This window comes from Solwaraspora sp. WMMA2056 (assembly GCF_030345095.1).
Lineage (GTDB): Bacteria > Actinomycetota > Actinomycetes > Mycobacteriales > Micromonosporaceae > Micromonospora_E.
Genome location: NZ_CP128360.1, coordinates 5,692,447 through 5,710,793, shown reverse-complemented (window position 1 = coordinate 5,710,793; position 18,347 = coordinate 5,692,447). Strand labels below are relative to the sequence as shown.

General features: G+C 72.8%; 19 protein-coding genes. 7 read left to right on the top strand and 12 right to left on the bottom strand.

Annotation, left to right across the window (positions count from 1 at the left end):
• Positions 1 to 11: 11 nt before the first annotated feature.
• Positions 12 to 737, bottom strand: coding sequence for an iron-dependent transcriptional repressor DtxR (locus O7608_RS25830; protein ID WP_289207039.1), 726 nt, complete (start codon positions 735 to 737; stop codon positions 12 to 14).
• Positions 738 to 844: 107 nt separating this feature from the next.
• Between O7608_RS25830 and O7608_RS25825 the strand changes: the two genes are divergently transcribed.
• The 3 genes from O7608_RS25825 to O7608_RS25815 are packed head-to-tail and all read left to right on the top strand — an operon-like array spanning position 845 to position 5,575.
• Positions 845 to 1,684, top strand: a complete 840-nt coding sequence (locus O7608_RS25825) for a sulfurtransferase (protein ID WP_502959143.1) — start codon at positions 845 to 847, stop codon at positions 1,682 to 1,684.
• Positions 1,685 to 1,688: 4 nt separating this feature from the next.
• Positions 1,689 to 2,912: an acetoin utilization protein AcuC gene (locus O7608_RS25820; RefSeq protein ID WP_421357155.1), complete on the top strand. Its 1,224-nt coding sequence runs from the start codon at positions 1,689 to 1,691 to the stop codon at positions 2,910 to 2,912.
• 29 nt (positions 2,913 to 2,941) lie between these two features.
• Positions 2,942 to 5,575, top strand: a complete 2,634-nt coding sequence (locus tag O7608_RS25815) for a bifunctional acetate--CoA ligase family protein/GNAT family N-acetyltransferase (protein WP_502959142.1) — start codon at positions 2,942 to 2,944, stop codon at positions 5,573 to 5,575.
• Positions 5,576 to 5,662: 87 nt separating this feature from the next.
• On the opposite strand, the gene sigB is transcribed toward O7608_RS25815, so the two are convergent.
• The 3 genes from sigB to O7608_RS25800 form a co-directional block, all read right to left on the bottom strand.
• Complete coding sequence (gene sigB, locus O7608_RS25810) at positions 5,663 to 6,652, bottom strand: RNA polymerase sigma factor SigB (protein WP_289211031.1); 990 nt, start codon at positions 6,650 to 6,652, stop codon at positions 5,663 to 5,665.
• A gap of 206 nt (positions 6,653 to 6,858) precedes the next feature.
• Positions 6,859 to 7,305 carry a D-aminoacyl-tRNA deacylase gene (gene dtd / locus O7608_RS25805; protein ID WP_289207037.1) on the bottom strand — a complete coding sequence of 149 codons (447 nt, stop codon included), beginning with the start codon at positions 7,303 to 7,305 and terminating at the stop codon, positions 6,859 to 6,861.
• 13 nt (positions 7,306 to 7,318) lie between these two features.
• Positions 7,319 to 8,812, bottom strand: a complete 1,494-nt coding sequence (locus O7608_RS25800) for a DUF7782 domain-containing protein (protein ID WP_289207036.1) — start codon at positions 8,810 to 8,812, stop codon at positions 7,319 to 7,321.
• A gap of 131 nt (positions 8,813 to 8,943) precedes the next feature.
• Here O7608_RS25800 and O7608_RS25795 point away from each other — a divergent pair, with 131 nt between their 5' ends.
• Complete coding sequence (locus O7608_RS25795) at positions 8,944 to 9,519, top strand: HhH-GPD-type base excision DNA repair protein (protein WP_289207035.1); 576 nt, start codon at positions 8,944 to 8,946, stop codon at positions 9,517 to 9,519.
• A 30-nt stretch (positions 9,520 to 9,549) separates the two neighbouring features.
• On the opposite strand, the gene O7608_RS25790 is transcribed toward O7608_RS25795, so the two are convergent.
• Positions 9,550 to 9,864 (bottom strand): YlcI/YnfO family protein, encoded by a 315-nt coding sequence (locus O7608_RS25790; RefSeq protein WP_289207034.1) that lies wholly within the window; start codon positions 9,862 to 9,864, stop codon positions 9,550 to 9,552.
• Positions 9,865 to 9,875: 11 nt separating this feature from the next.
• Complete coding sequence (locus tag O7608_RS25785) at positions 9,876 to 10,163, bottom strand: hypothetical protein (protein ID WP_282226402.1); 288 nt, start codon at positions 10,161 to 10,163, stop codon at positions 9,876 to 9,878.
• A gap of 106 nt (positions 10,164 to 10,269) precedes the next feature.
• Between O7608_RS25785 and O7608_RS25780 the strand changes: the two genes are divergently transcribed.
• Complete coding sequence (locus O7608_RS25780) at positions 10,270 to 10,626, top strand: DUF3099 domain-containing protein (RefSeq protein WP_289207033.1); 357 nt, start codon at positions 10,270 to 10,272, stop codon at positions 10,624 to 10,626.
• On the opposite strand, the gene O7608_RS25775 is transcribed toward O7608_RS25780, so the two are convergent.
• Both O7608_RS25775 and O7608_RS25770 read right to left on the bottom strand, forming a co-directional pair.
• Positions 10,627 to 11,568, bottom strand: coding sequence for a carbohydrate kinase family protein (locus O7608_RS25775; protein WP_289207032.1), 942 nt, complete (start codon positions 11,566 to 11,568; stop codon positions 10,627 to 10,629). It abuts the gene before it with no gap.
• Positions 11,565 to 12,506 carry a pseudouridine-5'-phosphate glycosidase gene (locus O7608_RS25770; RefSeq protein ID WP_289207031.1) on the bottom strand — a complete coding sequence of 314 codons (942 nt, stop codon included), beginning with the start codon at positions 12,504 to 12,506 and terminating at the stop codon, positions 11,565 to 11,567. Before O7608_RS25770 ends, O7608_RS25775 begins: the two co-directional genes overlap by 4 nt.
• 90 nt (positions 12,507 to 12,596) lie before the next feature.
• Between O7608_RS25770 and O7608_RS25765 the strand changes: the two genes are divergently transcribed.
• Complete coding sequence (locus O7608_RS25765) at positions 12,597 to 12,815, top strand: DUF3039 domain-containing protein (protein WP_282226406.1); 219 nt, start codon at positions 12,597 to 12,599, stop codon at positions 12,813 to 12,815.
• Between the two features lie 105 nt (positions 12,816 to 12,920).
• Positions 12,921 to 14,645 (top strand): DEAD/DEAH box helicase, encoded by a 1,725-nt coding sequence (locus O7608_RS25760; RefSeq protein ID WP_289207030.1) that lies wholly within the window; start codon positions 12,921 to 12,923, stop codon positions 14,643 to 14,645.
• Positions 14,646 to 14,703: 58 nt separating this feature from the next.
• Here the strand turns inward: O7608_RS25760 and O7608_RS25755 are convergent, their stop codons facing one another.
• The 4 genes from O7608_RS25755 to O7608_RS25740 all read right to left on the bottom strand — a co-directional run bounded on the left by O7608_RS25755 (position 14,704) and on the right by O7608_RS25740 (position 18,000).
• Entirely contained in the window at positions 14,704 to 15,192 is a 489-nt protein-coding gene (locus O7608_RS25755; RefSeq protein ID WP_289207029.1) for an SRPBCC family protein, read from the bottom strand.
• Complete coding sequence (locus O7608_RS25750) at positions 15,192 to 15,599, bottom strand: ArsR/SmtB family transcription factor (RefSeq protein WP_289207028.1); 408 nt, start codon at positions 15,597 to 15,599, stop codon at positions 15,192 to 15,194. The genes O7608_RS25755 and O7608_RS25750 overlap by 1 nt, the downstream gene beginning before the upstream one ends.
• A 221-nt stretch (positions 15,600 to 15,820) precedes the next feature.
• Complete coding sequence (locus O7608_RS25745; RefSeq protein WP_123604458.1) at positions 15,821 to 16,051, bottom strand: DUF7455 domain-containing protein; 231 nt, start codon at positions 16,049 to 16,051, stop codon at positions 15,821 to 15,823.
• A 242-nt stretch (positions 16,052 to 16,293) separates the two neighbouring features.
• Complete coding sequence (locus tag O7608_RS25740; RefSeq protein WP_289207027.1) at positions 16,294 to 18,000, bottom strand: RNA polymerase sigma factor; 1,707 nt, start codon at positions 17,998 to 18,000, stop codon at positions 16,294 to 16,296.
• Between the last annotated feature and the right edge of the window lie 347 nt (positions 18,001 to 18,347).

Sequence of the window (18,347 nt, the reverse complement as noted above, 5' to 3'; positions counted from 1 at the left end):
GGTCGCCTCGGTCAGGCGGAGGCACCGGCCAGTGACCTGCCGTGGTCGCCGACCGCGACGAACACCCGCGAGGCGACCTCCCGGGGCAGATGGATCTTCTCCCCGGAGCGATCGATGGTCACCCCGTCACGCTCCTGGGCGACCGTGACCGTGGCACCCGGATCCACCCCGGCGGTGTGCAGTTGCCGCAGCACGTCGGCGTTGGTCTGCACGCTCTCGCAGATCCGCCGGACCACGACCGTGCCGGTCAGGCCAGGGAACGCGAGGTTGCGCTCGGTTTCGGCGGCGATGTCGGGGCTGGCCTGGGCCGGCTTGCCACCGGAGAGCGCCTCCAGGCCGGGGATCGGGTTGCCGTACGGCGACCGCGTCGGCCGGTGCAGCAGGTCGTAGACCTTCTGCTCCACCGCGTCGCTCATCACGTGCTCCCAGCGACAGGCCTCCTCGTGGGCCTCCTCGTAGGGCATCCCGATGACGTTGACCAGCAGCAACTCGGCCAGCCGGTGCTTGCGCATCACGGACACCGCCTGCGCGCGCCCGAGGTCGGTCAGCCGCAGGTTCCGGTCGTCCTCGATGGTGAGCAGCCCGTCGCGTTCCATCCGGGCAACCGTCTGGCTGACCGTGGGACCGCTCTGGTGCAGCCGCTCGGCGATCCGGGCGCGCAGCGGCGGCACCGACTCCTCTTCGAGCTCGAGGATGGTGCGCAGATACATTTCGGTGGTATCGACAAGATCGTTCACGGTCTGCTGCCCTCCAGTGCTCAATGCTACCCTGCGACGCCGACAACCAGCCGTAACGGACACGTGGCTGCGGGCAGGCATCGGCCGACCTGGTGTTGAATGGGGCCGTGTTCGCTGCCGACGACCCTACCGTTGCCGTCGCCGCGTTGGCCGACGCGCTCACCACCGACACGCCGCCGACGCTGCTCGACGTACGGTGGCGGCTCACCGGCCCACCGGGGCGCGACGACTACACCGCCGGGCACCTGCCCGGCGCGGTCTTCGTCGACCTGGACACCCAGCTCTGCGGCCCACCCGGCGCCGACGGCCGGCACCCGCTGCCCGACCCCGCCGCGCTGCAGACCGTGCTGCGCGCCGCCGGGGTACGGGCCGGGCAGCCGGTCGTCGTCTACGACGACGGTGACGCGATGGCCGCCGCCCGCGCCTGGTGGACGCTGCGCTGGGCCGGGCACCGGCAGACCTGGGTGCTCGACGGCGGCTACCGGACCTGGGTCGCCGCAGGTCACCCGGTGGTCACCCAGGTGCCGTCCCCGCCGGCCGGCGACATCACCGTACGGCCGGGTGGCCTGCCGGTGCTCGACGCCGTCGGCGCCGGTCGGCTGCCCCACGACGGCGGCCTGCTGATCGACGTGCGCGCCCCGGAGCGGTACCGGGGCGAGCGGGAACCGGTCGACCCGGTGGCCGGGCACATCCCCGGCGCGGTCAACCTGCCGACCACCGGGCACGCCGACGCCACCGGCGCGCTGCGCGACGCCGCCGCGCTGCGGGACCGGTTCACCGCCGCCGGACTGCACCCGGACACCCCGGTCGCCGCGTACTGCGGCTCCGGGGTGACCGCCGCGCACACGGTGCTCGCGCTGCACCGCGCCGGGCGCACCGACGCGGCCCTCTACGTCGGATCCTGGAGCGAGTGGATCACCGATCCGGACCGGCCCGTGCAACGATGACCAGATGCCGGACGCGACGGGCGAGATGACAGGCGGGACGGGCCAGCAACCGGACACGACGGTGGTCGTCTGGGACGACCGGCTGCTCACCTACGACCTGGGTGACCACCCGCTGGACCCGGTACGCGTGGAGCTGACCATCGCGCTTGCCCGCGAGTACGGCCTGCTCGACCGGCCCGGGGTACGGCTGATCGCCCCCGAGCCGGCCGACGACGCCGCGTTGACCCGGGTGCACCGACCCGACTACCTCGACGCGGTCCGGGTCGCCCACGACGACCCGTTCTTCTCCGGGTACGGCCTGGGCACCCCGGACAACCCGACGTTCGACGGGATGCACGAGGCCAGCGCGCTGGTCGCCGGCGCCACGCTGGCCGCCGCCGAGGCGGTCTGGCGGGGCACGGCCCGCCGGGCGGTCAACGTCTCCGGCGGGCTGCACCACGCGATGCCGGGCCGGGCCGCCGGGTTCTGCGTCTACAACGATCCGGCGGTGGCCATCGCCCGGCTGCTCGACCTCGGTGCCGAGCGGATCGCCTACGTCGACATCGACGTGCACCACGGCGACGGGGTGCAGGAGATCTTCTACGACGACCCCCGGGTGCTCACCATCAGCCTGCACGAGACCCCGCTGGCGCTGTTCCCGGGCACCGGCTTCCCCGACGAGGTCGGCGGCCCGACGGCGCAGGGCAGCGCCGTCAACGTGGCGCTGCCCTCCGGTACGGCCGACGCCGGATGGCTCCGGGCGTTCCACGCGGTCGTGCCGTCGCTGCTGCGAGCCTTCGGGCCACAGCTGCTGGTCACCCAGTGCGGGGCCGACGCCCACCGGCTCGACCCGCTGGCCGACCTGGGCCTGAGCGTGGACTGCCAGCGGGCGGCGTACCTGGCGCTGCGGTCGCTGGCCGACGAGCTCTGCGACGGACGCTGGGTGGCCACCGGCGGCGGCGGGTACGCCCTGGTCGAGGTGGTGCCCCGGGCCTGGACCCACCTGCTGGCGGTCGCCACTGGTGCCCCGCTGCACCCGGCGACACTGACCCCGCCGGCCTGGCGGGCGTTGGCCGCCGCCCGCTGCCCCGGCCGGCCGGTGCCGCTGCGGATGACCGACGACGTCGACCTCGACTTCACCACCTGGCAGCCCGGCGGCGACCCGGACCCGGTCGACCGGGCGATCATGGCGACCCGCAAGGCGGTGTTCCCGCTGCACGGACTCGACCCGCACGACCCCCGGGACTGACCGTGGATCCGTCGACCGTGGACCCCTCGGTGTCGGGTCGCTCGGCGCTGGACCCGTCGGCAGCAGATCGCTCGGCTGTGGACCGCTCCGCTGACGTGCTGCTGCGCGACGGCACCACCGTCCACCTGCGGCAGATCCGACCCGACGACGCCGACGCGATCGTCGCCATGCACGCCCGCTTCTCCGAACGCACCCGCTACCTGCGTTACTTCTCCCCGTACCCGCGCATTCCCGAACGCGACCTGCACCGGTTCGTCAACGTCGACCACCACGACCGGGAGGCGTTCGTGGTGGTCTCCGGCGACCGGATCTTCGCCGTCGGCCGGTACGACCGACTCGGCCCGGACTCCACCGAGGCCGAGGTCGCCTTCGTCGTCGAGGACGCCCACCAGGGCCGGGGTGTCGGCTCGGTGCTGCTGGAGCACCTGGCCGCGGCCGCCCGCGCCGACGGCATCGAATCCTTCGTGGCGGAGGTCCTGCCGGCGAACGCCCCGATGCTGCGGGTCTTCTCCGACGCCGGCTACCCGGTGCGTCGCCGCTACGCCGACGGCGTCGTCCACCTGAGTTTCCCGATCGCCCCCACCGAGGCGTCGCTGCAGGTGCAGTGGAGCCGGGAACACAGCGCCGAGGCCCGGTCGATCGCCCGGCTGCTGACCCCGCGCGGCGTCGCGGTGTACGGGGCCAGCGCGACCGGGCAGGGCGTCGGCGCCGCCGTCCTCGGGCATCTGCGCGACGGCGGCTTCACCGGTGACATCGTCGGGGTGCATCCGACGGCGGACCGTATCGGCGGGCTGACCGCGTACCGGCGGGCCGCCGACGCCGACGTCCCGGTCGACCTGGCGGTCGTCGCGGTCGCCCCGGACGCGGTGCCGGCGGTGGTGGCGGACGCGGCCGCCGCCGGGGCACACGGCGTGGTGGTCATCTCCGCCGGGTTCGCCGAGACCGGCCCCGCCGGTGCCGCCGCGCAACGGGAACTGATCCGCACCGCGCACGTCGCGGGTCTGCGGGTGGTCGGCCCGAACTGCCTCGGGGTGGCCAACACCGACCCCCGGGTACGGCTCAACGCCACCCTCGCACCGCAGTTGCCACCGGCCGGCCGGGTCGGCTTCTTCAGCCAGTCCGGGGCGCTCGGGGTGGCGCTGCTCGCCGAAGCCGACCGGCGCGGTCTGGGGTTGTCCACCTTCGTGTCGGCCGGAAACCGGGCCGACGTCTCCGGCAACGACCTGCTGCAGTACTGGCAGGACGACCCGGGCACCGACGTGGTCCTGCTCTATCTGGAGAGCTTCGGCAACCCCCGCAAGTTCGCCCGGCTGACCCGACGTATCGGGCGGACCAAGCCGGTGGTGGCGCTCGCCCCCGGCAGCCGGCCCGACGGCCGGGAACCCGACGTCGGTGGAGCGGACGTCGGTGGGCCGGACGGCGGTGGGCCGGACGCTGCGGCGGTGACCCGGCTGTTCGCCCGGTCCGGGGTGATCCGGGTCGACACCGTCGCGGAGCTGTTCGACGTCGGCACCCTGCTGGCCAACCAGCCGCTGCCGGTGGGCCGACGGGTCGGCGTGGTCGGCAACTCGTCGGCGTTGGCGATGCTGGCCGCGGCGGCCTGCCGGACCCACCGGCTGACCGTCGCCGCCGGCTACCCGCGGACGGTCGCGCCGGAGGCCGGCGCACACGACTTCGCCGACTCGCTCGCCGACGCCGCGGTCGACACCGAGGTGGACGCCCTGGTGGTGGTCTTCGCCCCGCCGCTGCCGGGCCAGTTGGCCGACGAGGACGCCGACTTCACCTCGGCGTTGGCCAGTGTGGCCCTCGCCGGGGACAAACCGACCGTGGCGACCCTGCTGGCCGGGCAGCCGCCGGCCGGCGTGCCGACGTACCCGTCGGTGGAGGAGTCGGTGCGGGCGCTGGCCCGGGTCGCCGACTACGCGGACTGGCTGCGCCAACCACCCGGCGTGCTGCCGACGATGGCCGGGGTCGACGCTGCCGCCGCCGGGCTGACGGCGCTGTCGGCGCGACCGCCCGACGCGGTCGGACTGCTCACCGCGTACGGGATCGAGGTGGTCGGCGCGGTGCCGGCAGCCTCCGCCGAACAGGCCGTCGCCGCCGCCGGCGACCTCGGGTTCCCGGTGGTGCTCAAGGCGGCGGCCGACGGACTGCGGCACCGGCTGGACCTGGGTGCGGTCCGTCTCGACCTGGCGTCGCCGGCCGCCGTCGACCAGGCATACCGCGAGGTGGCGGCGCAGTTCGGTACCCAGGTGCTGGTCCAGCCGATGGTGCCGCCCGGGGTGGCCTGCGTGGTGGAGCTGGTCACCGACCCGACGTTCGGCCCGGTGGTCGGCTTCGGGTTGGGCGGGGTGGCGACCGACCTGCTGGGCGACCGGGCGTGGCGGGCGGCACCGCTGACCGACCGGGACGCGGCCGAGCTGATCGACGAGCCGCGCGCGGCACCGCTGCTGCGTGGCTACCGGGGTGCCGGCGCGGTCGACCGGGAGGCCCTGGCCGACCTCCTGGTGCGGGTCGGCCGGCTCGGTGACGAGCAACCTCAGGTCCACCGGCTGCGCCTCAACCCGGTGCTGGCCCGGCCGGACGGGCTGGCGGTGCTGCACGTCAGCGTCGACGTCGGCCCGGCGGACAGCCGGCCGGACACCGGCCCGCGTCGGCTCTGACCCGTCCGTCGCGCACCGCCGGGAGCCGGCTGAAACGCCGGAGGCCGGTCGGATGTGGACGCCCGACCGGCCACCGTCCCCCCACGGTCAGCCCGCGTACGCCTCCAGCCGCTGAGCCCGCGCCGGGTCACGCAGCTTGGACAGGGTGACCTTCTCGATCTGCCGGATCCGCTCGCGGGACAGCCCGAACTCACGGCCGACCTCGTCGAGGGTGCGCTGACGCCCGTCGTCGAGCCCGAACCGCAGCCGGATGACGTCCTGCTCCCGCTGGGACAGGGTGGACAGGACGATCTCCACCTCGTTGCGCAGCTTGCCGTCGGAGGCCGACGCGCCGGCCTGCTCGCGGGGATCCACTGCGGCCACGAAGTCGCCGAGGGCGCTCTCGCCGTCCTCACCGACCGCCTGGTCCAGGCTGACCGGCTCCCGGTCGTAGGAGATCAGCTCGATCACCTGGAACTCCGGCACCGACATCGCCACGGCGATCTCGGCGATCGTCGGCTCGCGGCCGATCGACACGGCCAGCTCCCGACGGGTACGGACCATCCGGTTGACCTGCTCGACCATGTGCACCGGGATGCGGATGGTGCGGGCCTGGTCGGCCATGGCCCGGGTGATGGCCTGGCGGATCCACCAGGTGGCGTAGGTGGAGAACTTGTAGCCCTTGGTGTAGTCGAACTTCTCGACGGCGCGGATCAGACCCAGGTTGCCTTCCTGGATGAGGTCGAGGAAGGCCATGCCACGGCCGGTGTAGCGCTTGGCGATGCTCACGACCAGCCGCAGGTTCGCCTCAAGCAGGTGGTCCTTGGCGGCCCGGCCCTCGACGACGACGACACCCAGGTCGGCGCGCAGCCGCGCGGTGAACCGGCCACCGGTGGTGAGCTTCTCCTCGGCGAACAGTCCGGCTTCGATCCGCTTGGCCAGCTCGACCTCCTGCGCGGCGGTGAGCAGCTTGGTACGCCCGATTCCGTTCAGATATGCGCGGACCAGATCGGCGGAGGCGCCGCGGTCGTCGGTGGCGTCAAGGTCGTGCTGACCGTCGGTGGTGACTCCGGCGGTGGTGTCGGTGCCGTCTTCGATGGTGCGTGTGACCACTCTCAGTCGCCTCCCCGCGTCGACAAGTGGTAGGCCAGCAGCGGAGTGCCGCTGGTGAAGACCAGCTTGCCGGTTGGGGCGTGAAGTCACGGTGAGGCGAAGGTGAGGTGGCATGAATCCGGGACCTGACAACGCCCGGCCGGGCCTTGCGGTGTCGCTCGGTAGTCATTGGGCGACGTGAAGTGCCCGGTTCACAACTCCAGCAGGATGGTCTGCGGGCCCACGTTGACGCTCTCCACCAGCATGTGCGCCCGGAACCGGCCGGTCTGCACCGGCGCGCCCCGCTCGGTGAGCGCTGCGACGACCGCGTCGACCAGCGGCTCCGCGATCTCCGCCGGGGCGGCCGCCGACCAGCTCGGCCGCCGCCCGCGCCGGGCGTCCCCGTAGAGGGTGAACTGGCTGACCACCAGGATCGGTGCCCCCAGCTGCTCGGCGGACCGTTCAGCGGTGCCACCGGCCGCCGGGTCCGGCGGGAAGATCCGCAGCTCGTGCACCTTGCGGGCCATCTGGGCCGCGACGGCGGCGGTGTCGGAGCCGGTCACTCCGACAAGCACCAACAGCCCGTCGTCGATAGCGGCGACGACCTCGCCGTCGACCGTGACCGATGCCCGGCTGACCGTCTGCACCACCGCTCGCATGCCGGCAAGCCTGTCACACCGGCTGCAGGATGCCCCGCTCGACCAGCCGGGTCAGGATCGGCAGGGCCGCCTCGGTCAGCTCCGCCTCCGGTACGTCGTGTGCGGCCGCCAGCAGGGCGAGCTGACCGCGCATGGCGACCTGACCGTCGCAGCCGCCGATCAACGCCAGGACCAGCGGGTCGACCTCCTCGGACCAGCGCAGGCCGTCGGTCATCGTGACAGTCTGCCGGTCCACCGCCCAACCGTCGTCGCCGATGCTGGCCTCCTGCTGCAGCCGCAACCCGGCGGCCGCCCGGTACCGGGCCGCGAGCAGTCCGTCGCAGTCCCGGTCGCGCAGCCAGTCCTGCCGGGTGAACCACTCGTCGATCCGCTCACCGAGCGGCGGCGTCACCTGCTGGCGCAGCTCCTCGACCCGTACCACCGGGTCGTCGTGTCCGGCCCGGCGCAGCGTGACCAGCCCGAACCCGATCGCCTCGACCTTCTGGGCGTCGAACCAGTCGAGCCAGGCCGCGGCCCGGTGCGCGTCGGGGCCTTCGCTGGCGTCGGCGAGCCACAGGTTGACGTAGGACAACGGGTCGGCCACTTCCCGCTGGATCACCCATCCGTCCAGGCCGGAGCCGGCGATCCAGCCCGCGACCCGTTCGGTCCAGTCCTCGCCAGCGACGTGCATCCAGTTGGCCAGGTAGAGCATGGTGCCGCCGTCGGTGAGCAGCCCGTCGGCGGCCGCAGCCAACTCGGCGCAGACCCCGTCACCGATACGGCCGGAGTCCCGGTAGACGTGGGTGGCGGTGCCCGGCCCGACCACGAACGGCGGGTTGCTCACCACCAGGTCGAACCGTCGGTCGGTGACCGGAGCGGTCAGATCGCCGTGGCGCAGCTCCCACTGCTGGCCGTTGAGCGCGGCGGTCGTCGCCGCGAACCGCAGTGCCCGCACGGACAGATCGGTCGCGGTGACCCGGGCCGCGTGCTGTGCCAGGTGCAACGACTGCACACCGCAACCGGTGCCCAGGTCGAGGGCGGCGCCGACCGGACGGCGGGGGACCGCGCCGGCCAGCGTCGTCGAGGAACCGCCGACCCCGAGGACGTGGTCGGCGGCGAGGGGCCGCCCGGCCCGCAGATGCGCCGGCACGTCGGAGACCACCCACCAGGTGTCGCCGTACGGCTCCAGGTCGACGCCCTGCCGCAGCCCCGGGCCGTCCGGTGCCGGTTCCACCAGGCCGGCGGTGAGCGCCTCGGCCAGGGGCAGCGGCGCCAGCGCGGCGGTGACCGCGTCGACCGGCTCCGTCTGCGCGCAGACGAACAACCGGATCAGGGTGGCGAGCGGGTCGCCGTCGGTGGTGGCCCGCAGCGCGGCGCGGTAGTCGTTGCGGGACACGGCGGCGGTCGCCGAGGGCCCGAGCCGTTGCGCGATCCCGGTCGAGGTGAAGCCGGCCGAGGTCAACGCGGTACGGAGCTGGTCGACGCCGGTCGCGTCGAGCAGTGCGGGAAAGGCGGTGTCGTCGGTCACCCCGTCATCCTGCCCGGTCGCCCCGACGCGGTCCCGGTGGACCCGCGACCTTCGTACGGCGGGGGCGTTGCCGACGGCGTGGCGCCGGTCGGTCCGGCAACGCTGCCGGTCGGTCCGGCAAGATAAGTGCCATGACACTGTCGTTGCCGATCGAGGCGCACGCCAACGAGCTGCTGGAACGCAGTCCGGTGGCGCTGCTCGTCGGGATGGTCCTGGATCAGCAGGTGCCGCTGGAGCGGGCGTTCTCCGCCCCGTACGACCTGAGCCGACGGTTGGGGCACGAGCCGGACGCCCGCGAGCTGGCCGAGTTCGACCCGGCGGAGCTGGTGGCGGTCTTCGCCGAGCGACCGGCGTTGCATCGGTTCCCGAAGGCGATGGCCGCCCGGGTGCAGCAGGTGTGCCAGGTGGTGGTGGACCGCTACGGCGGCGACCCCGCCCGGATCTGGACGGAGGCGCCGGACGGGACGACCGCGTTGGCGAGGATCGGTGACCTGCCCGGGTTCGGCCGGCAGAAGGCGCAGATCTTCCTGGCGCTGCTCGGCAAGCGGTTCGGGGTCACCCCGCCCGGTTGGCGCGAGGCCGCCGGCCAGTACGGCGCCGACGGGGTGTACGTCTCGGTGGCCGACATCGTCGACGAGAACTCGTTGCTCCGGGTCCGGGAGCACAAGCAGCAGATGAAAGCGGCGGCCAAGGCGGCGAAGGGCTGACCCCGACCGCCGAGAAGTGGGGCAGCCGGGTCAGGCGGCGTCGGGCTGGGTGGCCAGCGCGGCCAGGGCCCGCCGTACGTCGGCCAGCGAGACCGTCGCGGAGTCGTCCAGGTCGGCGAGCCCGGCCTCGATCCACTGGCGCATCAACGTGGTGACGCCGATGCCGCGCGCCTCGGCGGCGGCGCGGACCCGGTCGTAGGTGGCCAGCGGCAGCCGGATCGACCGGCTGACCATCGGCTCGTCGGTGTCCGGCGTGGCTATCTCGGCCGGTGGGTGATCGTCGATCAACTCGGCGATCCGGTCGCCGCTGTCGTGGAACTGCTTGATCGCGTCGTCACGGTGCATGACACGGACTCCTATCGTCGCCGGTGGTGCAGCGCCGCGTCGTAGCGTTTCGACTCGGCGTCGCTGAGATCGCGCGCGGAGAGCACGTCCCAGTCGTTGTCGCTGTGTCGGGACTCGGCCAGCAGGACCGCCAGCCGCCGGCCGGTGCGCAGGGCCGCGTAGACGACCATCACGTCGTCACCGAGGTGGCGGATGATCCGGTGCCGGCTGTGCAACGCCTCCCAGACCTCACCCGGCGTGACCCCGTAGATCGCCAGGTTGTCGAGGGCCTCGTCGGCGAAGCTGAACCGGTTACCCACCCTCGCAGCGTAACACGCACGTGGTACGTCGGATCAGCTGTCGACGCCGGCCGACCGACGGGCCCGACCAGGTGCGACGATGGGGGACGGCGACGAGGAGGAACCGGTGAGACGAACCGCTGACCGCCCGACCGTGATCACCAACGCCGAGACCAGCCCGGCGGAACAGCTGCGCCGCCGGCAGCGCCGGTACGTCGCCATGATGTCCGTCCGTGGCGGCTGCCTGATCGTCGGCGCGGTCCTGGTGACGCTGGAGGCACCCCTGCTCTGGGTCTGGCTGCCGCTCTGCGCGATCGGCATGATCCTGGTGCCCTGGCTGGCGGTGCTGCTCGCCAACGACCGGCCACCGAAGGACAGACACCTGCTGGCCCGCCGACGGCAACCGCCAGCGCGGACCCCGACGGCCCTCGGCGCGAACCCGGTGGCGTCACCGGCCGGCCCGGTCATCGACGCGGAGCCGTGATCAGCCGGCACCGGTGCCGGTGCCGGTGCCGGTGCCGCTGACCGGCCGGGCACCGACGACACCTACAGCGGCGGCACCCGCCCGTACGGCGGCCTTCAGAGCGTCCGCCGGGGCGGCGCCGGACACCCACGCGGCGAGCAACCCGGCCGCGAACGCGTCACCGGCGCCCGTCGGGTCGACCACCGGCACCACCGGGGCCGGTGCCGTCACCGTGCCCTGCGGATCATGCCAGCTGGCACCGGCCGCCCCCCGTTTCACCACCAGATGCCGGGTCGCCCGCCGCGGCACCGGCCCGTGCGTCACGCCGAGCACGACGGCCTCGTCGGCGTTGGCCAGCAGCAGATCGGTGCCGTGCAGCCAGTCCAGGAACCGGGCCGGACCGGTCGCGCGCAGCGGCGCCGCCGACGCCGCGTCGACGCTGGTGGACAGCCCGTTCGCCCGGGCAACGGCCAACGCGTGCCGGGCGGCCGGCCGGGTCTGCGCGTGCAGCAGCGGATAGCCCGACAGGTGCAGATGCGTCGCGTCCGGGAAGCCGGCCAGCGCCGCGTCGACGTCGGCCGCCCGCAGCGACAGGTTGGCACCCCGGTCGGCCACCATCGACCGTTCGCCGGCGTGGGCCAGCACGATCACCGTGCCGGTCGGCGTCGACCGGCACCGCCGTACCGCCAGGCCGACCCCGGCTGCGGCGAGTTCGGCCAGGCGCAGCGCGCCCACGTCGTCGTCACCCACCGTCGCGACCAGAGTGACCGGTACGCCGTGCCACGCGAGCCACGCCGCCGTGTTGGCCGCCTGACCGCCGCCGGTGAACCGGATGGCGGCCGGGGTGTCCGAGCCGGCGGCCACCGGCCCGGCGAGCACCGCCACCACGTCGGTGACCAGGTCGCCGACCACGAGGATCCGCCCCGGTCGGGGGCGCGGCACCGGTGCGGCGGGCGGGTTCACCCGGCGGCGGCGACCGCGATACGGCCGGCGAGGTCGGCGTTTCGCAGGATGATCCGGATGTTCACCGCCAGGCTCGCGCCGGCGGTCGCGGAGTGGAAGTGGGCCAGCAGGAAGGGGGTGACGCCCTTGCCGGTGACACCCTGCGCCGCCATCGCGGCCAACCCGTCGGCCAGCGTCGCGTCGTGCAGTTGCGGGTCCAGCTGCTCCTCGGTCGGCAGGGGGTTCGCCACCACCAGCGCACCACCACCGACGCCGTGCCGGCGGCGGGCCCGGATGGCCTCGGCGACCTGCTCGGGGGAGTCCAGCGACCAGTCCACCTCGTGCCCGCTGTCGGTGACGAAGAAGCCGGGGAACCCGCGGGACCGGTAGCCGGCCACCGCGACACCGAGCGTCTCCAGCCGCTCCAGGGTGGCCGCCACGTCCAGGATCGACTTGACCCCGGCGCAGACCACGGTGATCGGCGTGCGGGCCAACGTCACCAGGTCGGCCGATTCGTCGAAGGTCCGCTCCGCTTCCCGGTGCACGCCGCCGAGGCCGCCGGTGGCGAAGACGCCGATCCCCGCGACCGCGGCGACCGCGCTGGTCGCGGCGACCGTGGTGGCACCGTCGACGCCGTTCGCCGCGGCCAGGGCGAGGTCCCGGGCGGAGAGTTTCGCCACCGTCTCGGAGTTGGCCAGGTGGGTCAGCTGGTCGTCGTCGAGACCGACCACCAGGCGCCCCCCGAGCATGCCGATGGTGGCCGGCACCGCGCCGGTGGCGCGTACCGTCGACTCGATGTCCCGGGCCACCCGCAGGTTGTCGGGCCGGGGCAGCCCGTGTGCGATGATGGTGCTCTCCAGGGCGACGATGGCCCGTCCGTCCCGGCGGGCGTCGGCCACCTCGGCGCCGTACTGGATGTCGTGGTGCAACGGCCCGGTGCGGCCTGCGGAATCTGCCATGATCGCAACGGTACGGGGCGGTGGACCGGGCCGGAGGTTGGACCCGTACGCCGTGAACTGCCAGACTCTCAGCCGGAGGTGGGAGACGACGTGAGCACCGAGGTTCTGGAGCGTCCTGAGGTCAAGGACGCGGACACCGGTCCGGAGATGTTCCATTACGTCCGAAAGGACAAGATTGCGGAAAGTGCCGTGATGGGCACCTTCGTGATCGCACTCTGCGGCGAACGTTTCCCGGTCACCCGCAGCCCCAAGCCCGGGGCGCCGGTCTGCCCCCGGTGCAAGGAGATCTACGAGTCGATGGCCGGCTGAGCCGGCACCCGATCGGCCTTCGCGACCAGCGGCCGCGAGGGCCTTTTCGTGGGCTGAGGTAGCTTGTCGTGGGCTGAGGGAAGCGGACAGCGGAAAGGGGTGCGCGTGCCGGCCAGCATGCCGACGGTCGACACGTTCCCGGCGCTCCGTGGTTGGCAGCGTCGGGCACTGGTGGAGTACCTGCGCCGACGCAGCGAGGACTTCCTCGCGGTCGCGACCCCCGGCGCCGGCAAGACGACGTTCGCGCTGCGGATCGCCGCCGAACTGCTCGCCGACGGCACCGTCGAGGCGGTCACCGTCGTCGCCCCGACCGAGCACCTGAAGACCCAGTGGGCGCTGGCCGCCGGCCGGGTCGGCATCCAGCTCGACGCCGCGTTCCGCAACGCCGACCTGCACTCGTCGGCGGACTTCCACGGCGCGGTGGTGACCTATGCCCAGGTCGGCATGGCACCCCAGGTGCACCGGCGCCGCACGATGACCCGCCGCACCCTGGTCGTCCTCGACGAGATCCACCACGCCGGCGACTCCCGGTCGTGGGGCGACGGAGTGAAGTCGGCCTTCGAGCCGGCCGTCCGACGGCTGATGCTCACCGGTACGCCGTTCCGCTCCGACGACAACCCGATCCCGTTCGTACGGTACGAGGCCGGCGGCGACGGGCTGGCCCGGTCCCGGGCGGACAGCGTGTACGGCTACTCCGACGCGCTGCGCGACGGCGTGGTGCGCCCGGTGCTGTTCCTGGCCTACTCGGGGGAGACCCGGTGGCGCACCAGCGCCGGCGACGAACTGGCCGCCCGGCTCGGCGAACCGATGACCCAGGATCTCGTCGCGCAGGCCTGGCGGACCGCACTCGACCCGGCCGGCGACTGGATGCCGGCGGTGCTGCGCGCGGCCGACGCCCGACTCGGCGTACTGCGCTCGGGCGGGATGACCGACGCCGGCGGCCTGGTCATCGCCAGCGACCAGGCGGCGGCCCGCTCGTACGCGCGGCTGTTGGAGCGGGTCACCGGGGAGAAGGCCGCCGTGGTGCTCTCCGACGACGTCGGCGCCTCGGCCCGGATCGCCTCGTTCGCCGCCTCCGAGCAGCGGTGGATGGTCGCGGTCCGGATGGTCTCCGAAGGGGTCGACATTCCCAGGCTGGCCGTCGGCGTCTATGCGACCAGCGCCTCCACACCGCTGTACTTCGCCCAGGCGATCGGCCGGTTCGTCCGGGCCCGCCGGCCGGGCGAGACGGCGACGGTCTTCCTGCCCAGCGTTCCGCACCTGCTGGAGCTGGCCAGCGAGATGGAAGCCGAGCGGGACCACGTGCTGGGCGCGGCGAAGAAGCGGGAGGGCTTCGACGACGACCTGCTCGAGCGCGCCCAGCGCAACGAGCAGGCCAGTGGTGAGCTGGAAAAGCGGTTCGAGGCGTTGTCCGCCACCGCCGAGCTGGACCAGGTGATCTTCGACGGCGCGTCGTTCGGCACCGGAGCGCAGGCCGGCACCCCGGAGGAGGAGGAGTACCTCGGGCTGCCGGGCCTGCTCACCGCGGACCAGGTGGCGGTGCTGCTGAACCGGCGACAGGCCGAGCAGGTCGCCGCCGCGCGGCGGGCCCGGTCCGAGCAGCAACCGGTGCCCGCCGCCCGCCAGCCCGAGCGTGCGCCGACCGCAGGGGAGCGGCGGATCGCCCTGCGCCGCCAGCTCAACGCCCTGGTCGCCGCGCATCACCACCGGACCGGACTGCCGCACGGCAAGATCCATGCCGAGTTGCGGCGCCGGTGCGGCGGTCCCCCGAGTGCGCAGGCCACCATCGAGCAGCTGGAAGAACGCATCGCGATGGTGCAGACGCTCTGAGCCGGTGCAGGCACCGGTGCGGTGCCGGTCGGCTCGGTCGGCCGCGTGTCCGGTCGGCTCAGTCGGCCGAGAGCAGGTCGTCGAGCTTGGCGTAGCCCTCGCGGATGCCGTACTCCATGCCGCTGGCGAGCATCTGGTCCCGGGCGATCATGTTCTCCACCACCGCGAGTACGGTCACCCGGGTGCCGCCGTCGGGCAGGTCCTCGAAGGTGGCGGTCTCCAGACTGACCCCGTCCGGTACGCCGTCGTAGGTGAACGTCTGGACCAGGCGCTCGTCCGGGCGGACCTCGTGGAACGAGCCGTAGAAGCTGGCGAGCCGTTCGCCGTCGCGCCAGTGGGTGTAGCGGTAGCTTCCGCTGGTGTGCCCCTGCCAGTGCTCGATGGTCATCTGCACGCTCGTCGGTCCGACCCACCGGATCGCCAGGTCCGGGTCGATCCAGGCGCGGAACACCCGTTCCCGGCTTGCGGCGAAGTCGCGGATGATCCGGATCGTCGGCAGGTTCGGGTCGGCTTCGACGCGGGTCTCGTCGCGGGTGGTACTGGTCATCACGCTGCTCCTTGTCGGTTCCGTTGCTCGGGTGCGGCGGGGTCGGCCCGGCCCAGGTCGGCAGGGCCGCTGGTGCCCGGGTCGGCCCGGTCCAGGCCGGCCAGTACGGCGTCGAGCCGGCGGAACCGCTGCTCCGCCTGCCGGCGGTACCGTTCGATCCACCGCGTCGTCAGGTCGAGGACGTCCGCCTCCAGGTGGCACGGGCGCCGTTGGGCGTCCCGGGCCTGGCTGACCAGCCCGGCCTCCTGGAGCACCTTGATGTGCTTGGACACCGCCTGCACCGAGACGTCGTACGGTGCGGCCAACTCGTTGACCGTGGCGTCACCATCGGCCAGCCGGGCCACGATGTCGCGGCGGGTGGGATCGGCCAACGCGGCGAACACCCGGGAGAGCTGGTCGTCGTTCATCAAGGGAACCTCTTAATCAACCTGTCGGTTGAGCATGAGCCTAGAGCCTGACCGAGCCGTGCGCAACCTATCGGTTGAATAGCCAGTTCGTAGCCCGTGTGAGCGGGAAAGGTGGCGCGCACAGCGACGGCCGGGACCGGGAAAGGGGGGAGCGCGCACAGCGACGGCCGGGACCCCCAGTGGTGGGGGTCCCGGCCGTCGCTATCGGGTGGTACGCGTCGTCAGTTGGCCATCAGATCGGCGCCACGCCAGGTGAACTCGGGGTCGGCCTTGAACTGCACCGCGATCTTGACGAGATCGTCGGCGTACTTGTTAGCGTGGTGTCCGCAGAACACCAGCTCACTGCCGCCCGCCAGGGTCACCCGTAGTTTGCCGGCCGCGTTGCACCGGTCGCACCGTTCATCGGCGCCTAGGGCATCCACCGTCTCCGGAGGCGTGAGAGTCGGGGTCATCGCCTTCCTCCTCTGGTCGTCACCGATGAACACACTCTTCGGTCTGTCACCCATCGTCCAACACCGGCGGGGGTCCCCGCCTTCCCGATGTGCCCCCGGGGGACCGGGCTCACACCTGGTAGGCACAGTGTGCCGTGAACCAAGGGTGCCACGTCAACGATCACCGCCGGGTAACGCCCTGATGACCTGCGCTTGATAGACGCCAAGTGACGAAGGTTACACATTCGGTGGAGTGTCCAGGGTCAGTCCAGATAGTCCCGAAGCACCTGAGAACGGGACGGGTGACGCAACTTGGACATGGTCTTGGATTCGATCTGTCGGATGCGTTCCCGGGTGACGCCGTAGACCTGTCCGATTTCGTCCAGCGTCCGAGGTTGGCCGTCAGTGAGACCGAATCGCAACCTGACGACACCCGCCTCCCGCTCGGACAGGGTCTGCAGCACCTGCTGCAACTGGTCCTGCAGCAGCGAGAAGGAGACCGCGTCCACGGCCACCACGGCCTCGGAGTCCTCGATGAAGTCGCCGAGCTGGCTGTCACCCTCGTCACCGATGGTCTGGTCCAGTGAGATGGGCTCCCGGGCGTACTGCTGGATCTCCAGCACCTTCTCCGGGGTAATGTCCATCTCCTTGGCCAGCTCTTCCGGAGTGGGCTCCCGACCCAGATCCTGCAGCAGCTCACGCTGTATGCGGCCGAGCTTGTTGATCACTTCCACCATGTGCACCGGGATGCGGATGGTGCGGGCCTGGTCGGCCATGGCCCGGGTGATGGCCTGGCGGATCCACCAGGTGGCGTAGGTGGAGAACTTGTAGCCCTTGGTGTAGTCGAACTTCTCGACGGCGCGGATCAGACCCAGGTTGCCTTCCTGGATGAGGTCGAGGAAGGCCATGCCACGCCCGGTGTAGCGCTTGGCCAGCGACACCACCAGCCGCAGGTTCGCCTCCAGCAGGTGGTTCTTGGCCCGCTCCCCGTCACGGGAGATCCAGCCCAGGTCCCGGCTCAGCTGGATCGGCAGGCTCTGCTCGCCCTCCTCGGCGGCCCGCAGCCGCTCGGCGGCGTACAGGCCGGCCTCGATGCGTTTCGCCAGCTCGACTTCCTGCTCGGCGTTGAGCAGCGGCACCTTGCCGATCTGCTTGAGGTAGGCCCGGACCGAGTCGGCGGAGGCGGTCAGCTCGGCGTCACGCCGGGCCTGCTTGAGCGCCTCGGACTCCTCGTCGTCCCACTCGAAGTCGTTGTCCCGGGTGGCGTCCGCCTCGGCGGCCTGGGCCAGCTCGGCCGGCTCCTCGACCACGACGTCCTCGATCTCGGCGGCCAGCGTCTCGGGATCGATCTCGTCGTCGCCGGTGGCCGGTGCCTCGCCGTCCTTGGCGGTGGCCTTGCCGGCCTTGGCCGGTGCGGCCTTGCCCGGTGCGGCCTTGGCCGCTGCCCCGGCCGCCTTGGCCGCCGTGGTGCCGCCCGCAGCCTTCGCGGCCCGGCCACGGGTCGCCTTGGCCGGCGGCGCGGCGGCGTCGTCCGGCGTCGCGCCGTTGCGCGAGGCGGCCGGCACGGCCGCCGTCGTGGCCTTGCGGGTGGTGGCCTTCTTCGCCGGTACGGCGGCGGTCACCGCGGCCGGCGCCGCCTCGTCCGGTGCGGGCGCCTGCTTCGGCGGGGCCGGCGGCGGCGCCGGGGTACGCCGGGTGGTCTTGGCGGTGGTGGCCTTGGACGCGGGGGTGGCGGCACGCGCGGCGGCCACCCGGCGACGGGTGCTGGCCGAGCCGTCGACCACGACGGTGATCCCGGCGTCGGCGAGCGCCCGCAGGATCTTCTTGGCCTGGGCCGGGGTCACTTCGGCGGACTCGACCGTCCGTGCGACCTCGGCCGACGTGAGCTGACCGCCGGCCCGTTCGGCATGGGCGATCAGCGTGTCGGTTAGCGAGCGTACGTCGGCGCCGGTGTGGCGGAGTTCTGTCACGAATGACCTTCCGGAGCGATGAACGAGCACGGCCGGACCGGCCACCGCAGCGCGGAGCGACGTGCCGGTTGTGATTGTGTGACCCCCGCGACGGTGCACCGGCCGGGCCGGTGAACCGTGGCACGAGGGCAGGCGTGAATTGTAACGCCGTTTGTGGGGATCATCCCGCCACGCGCGAGCCGGCCGCCGGTCGGGGGCCACCGACATGGGACGAACGTGGACTTTGACAGGATGTTACCCCTGCCGTACGGGTCATTGTCGCTGACCGCCCGGGTGATGCGCGGGTCCGGGAAGGGACGCCTGTGCATCAGGACCGGACGCACCGGGACGGACACCGGCAACGAGGG

Bases quoted from the DNA above. Each gene is read 5' to 3' on its own strand.
- O7608_RS25820 (WP_421357155.1), top strand. From the start codon at position 1,689: ATGCCGGACGCGACGGGCGAGATGACAGGCGGGACGGGCCAGCAACCG.
- dtd (WP_289207037.1), bottom strand. From the start codon at position 7,305: ATGCGAGCGGTGGTGCAGACGGTCAGCCGGGCATCGGTCACGGTCGAC.
- O7608_RS25795 (WP_289207035.1), top strand. From the start codon at position 8,944: ATGACACTGTCGTTGCCGATCGAGGCGCACGCCAACGAGCTGCTGGAA.
- O7608_RS25790 (WP_289207034.1), bottom strand. From the start codon at position 9,864: ATGCACCGTGACGACGCGATCAAGCAGTTCCACGACAGCGGCGACCGG.
- O7608_RS25770 (WP_289207031.1), bottom strand. From the start codon at position 12,506: ATGGCAGATTCCGCAGGCCGCACCGGGCCGTTGCACCACGACATCCAG.
- O7608_RS25755 (WP_289207029.1), bottom strand. From the start codon at position 15,192: ATGACCAGTACCACCCGCGACGAGACCCGCGTCGAAGCCGACCCGAAC.
- O7608_RS25750 (WP_289207028.1), bottom strand. From the start codon at position 15,599: ATGAACGACGACCAGCTCTCCCGGGTGTTCGCCGCGTTGGCCGATCCC.
- O7608_RS25745 (WP_123604458.1), bottom strand. From the start codon at position 16,051: ATGACCCCGACTCTCACGCCTCCGGAGACGGTGGATGCCCTAGGCGCC.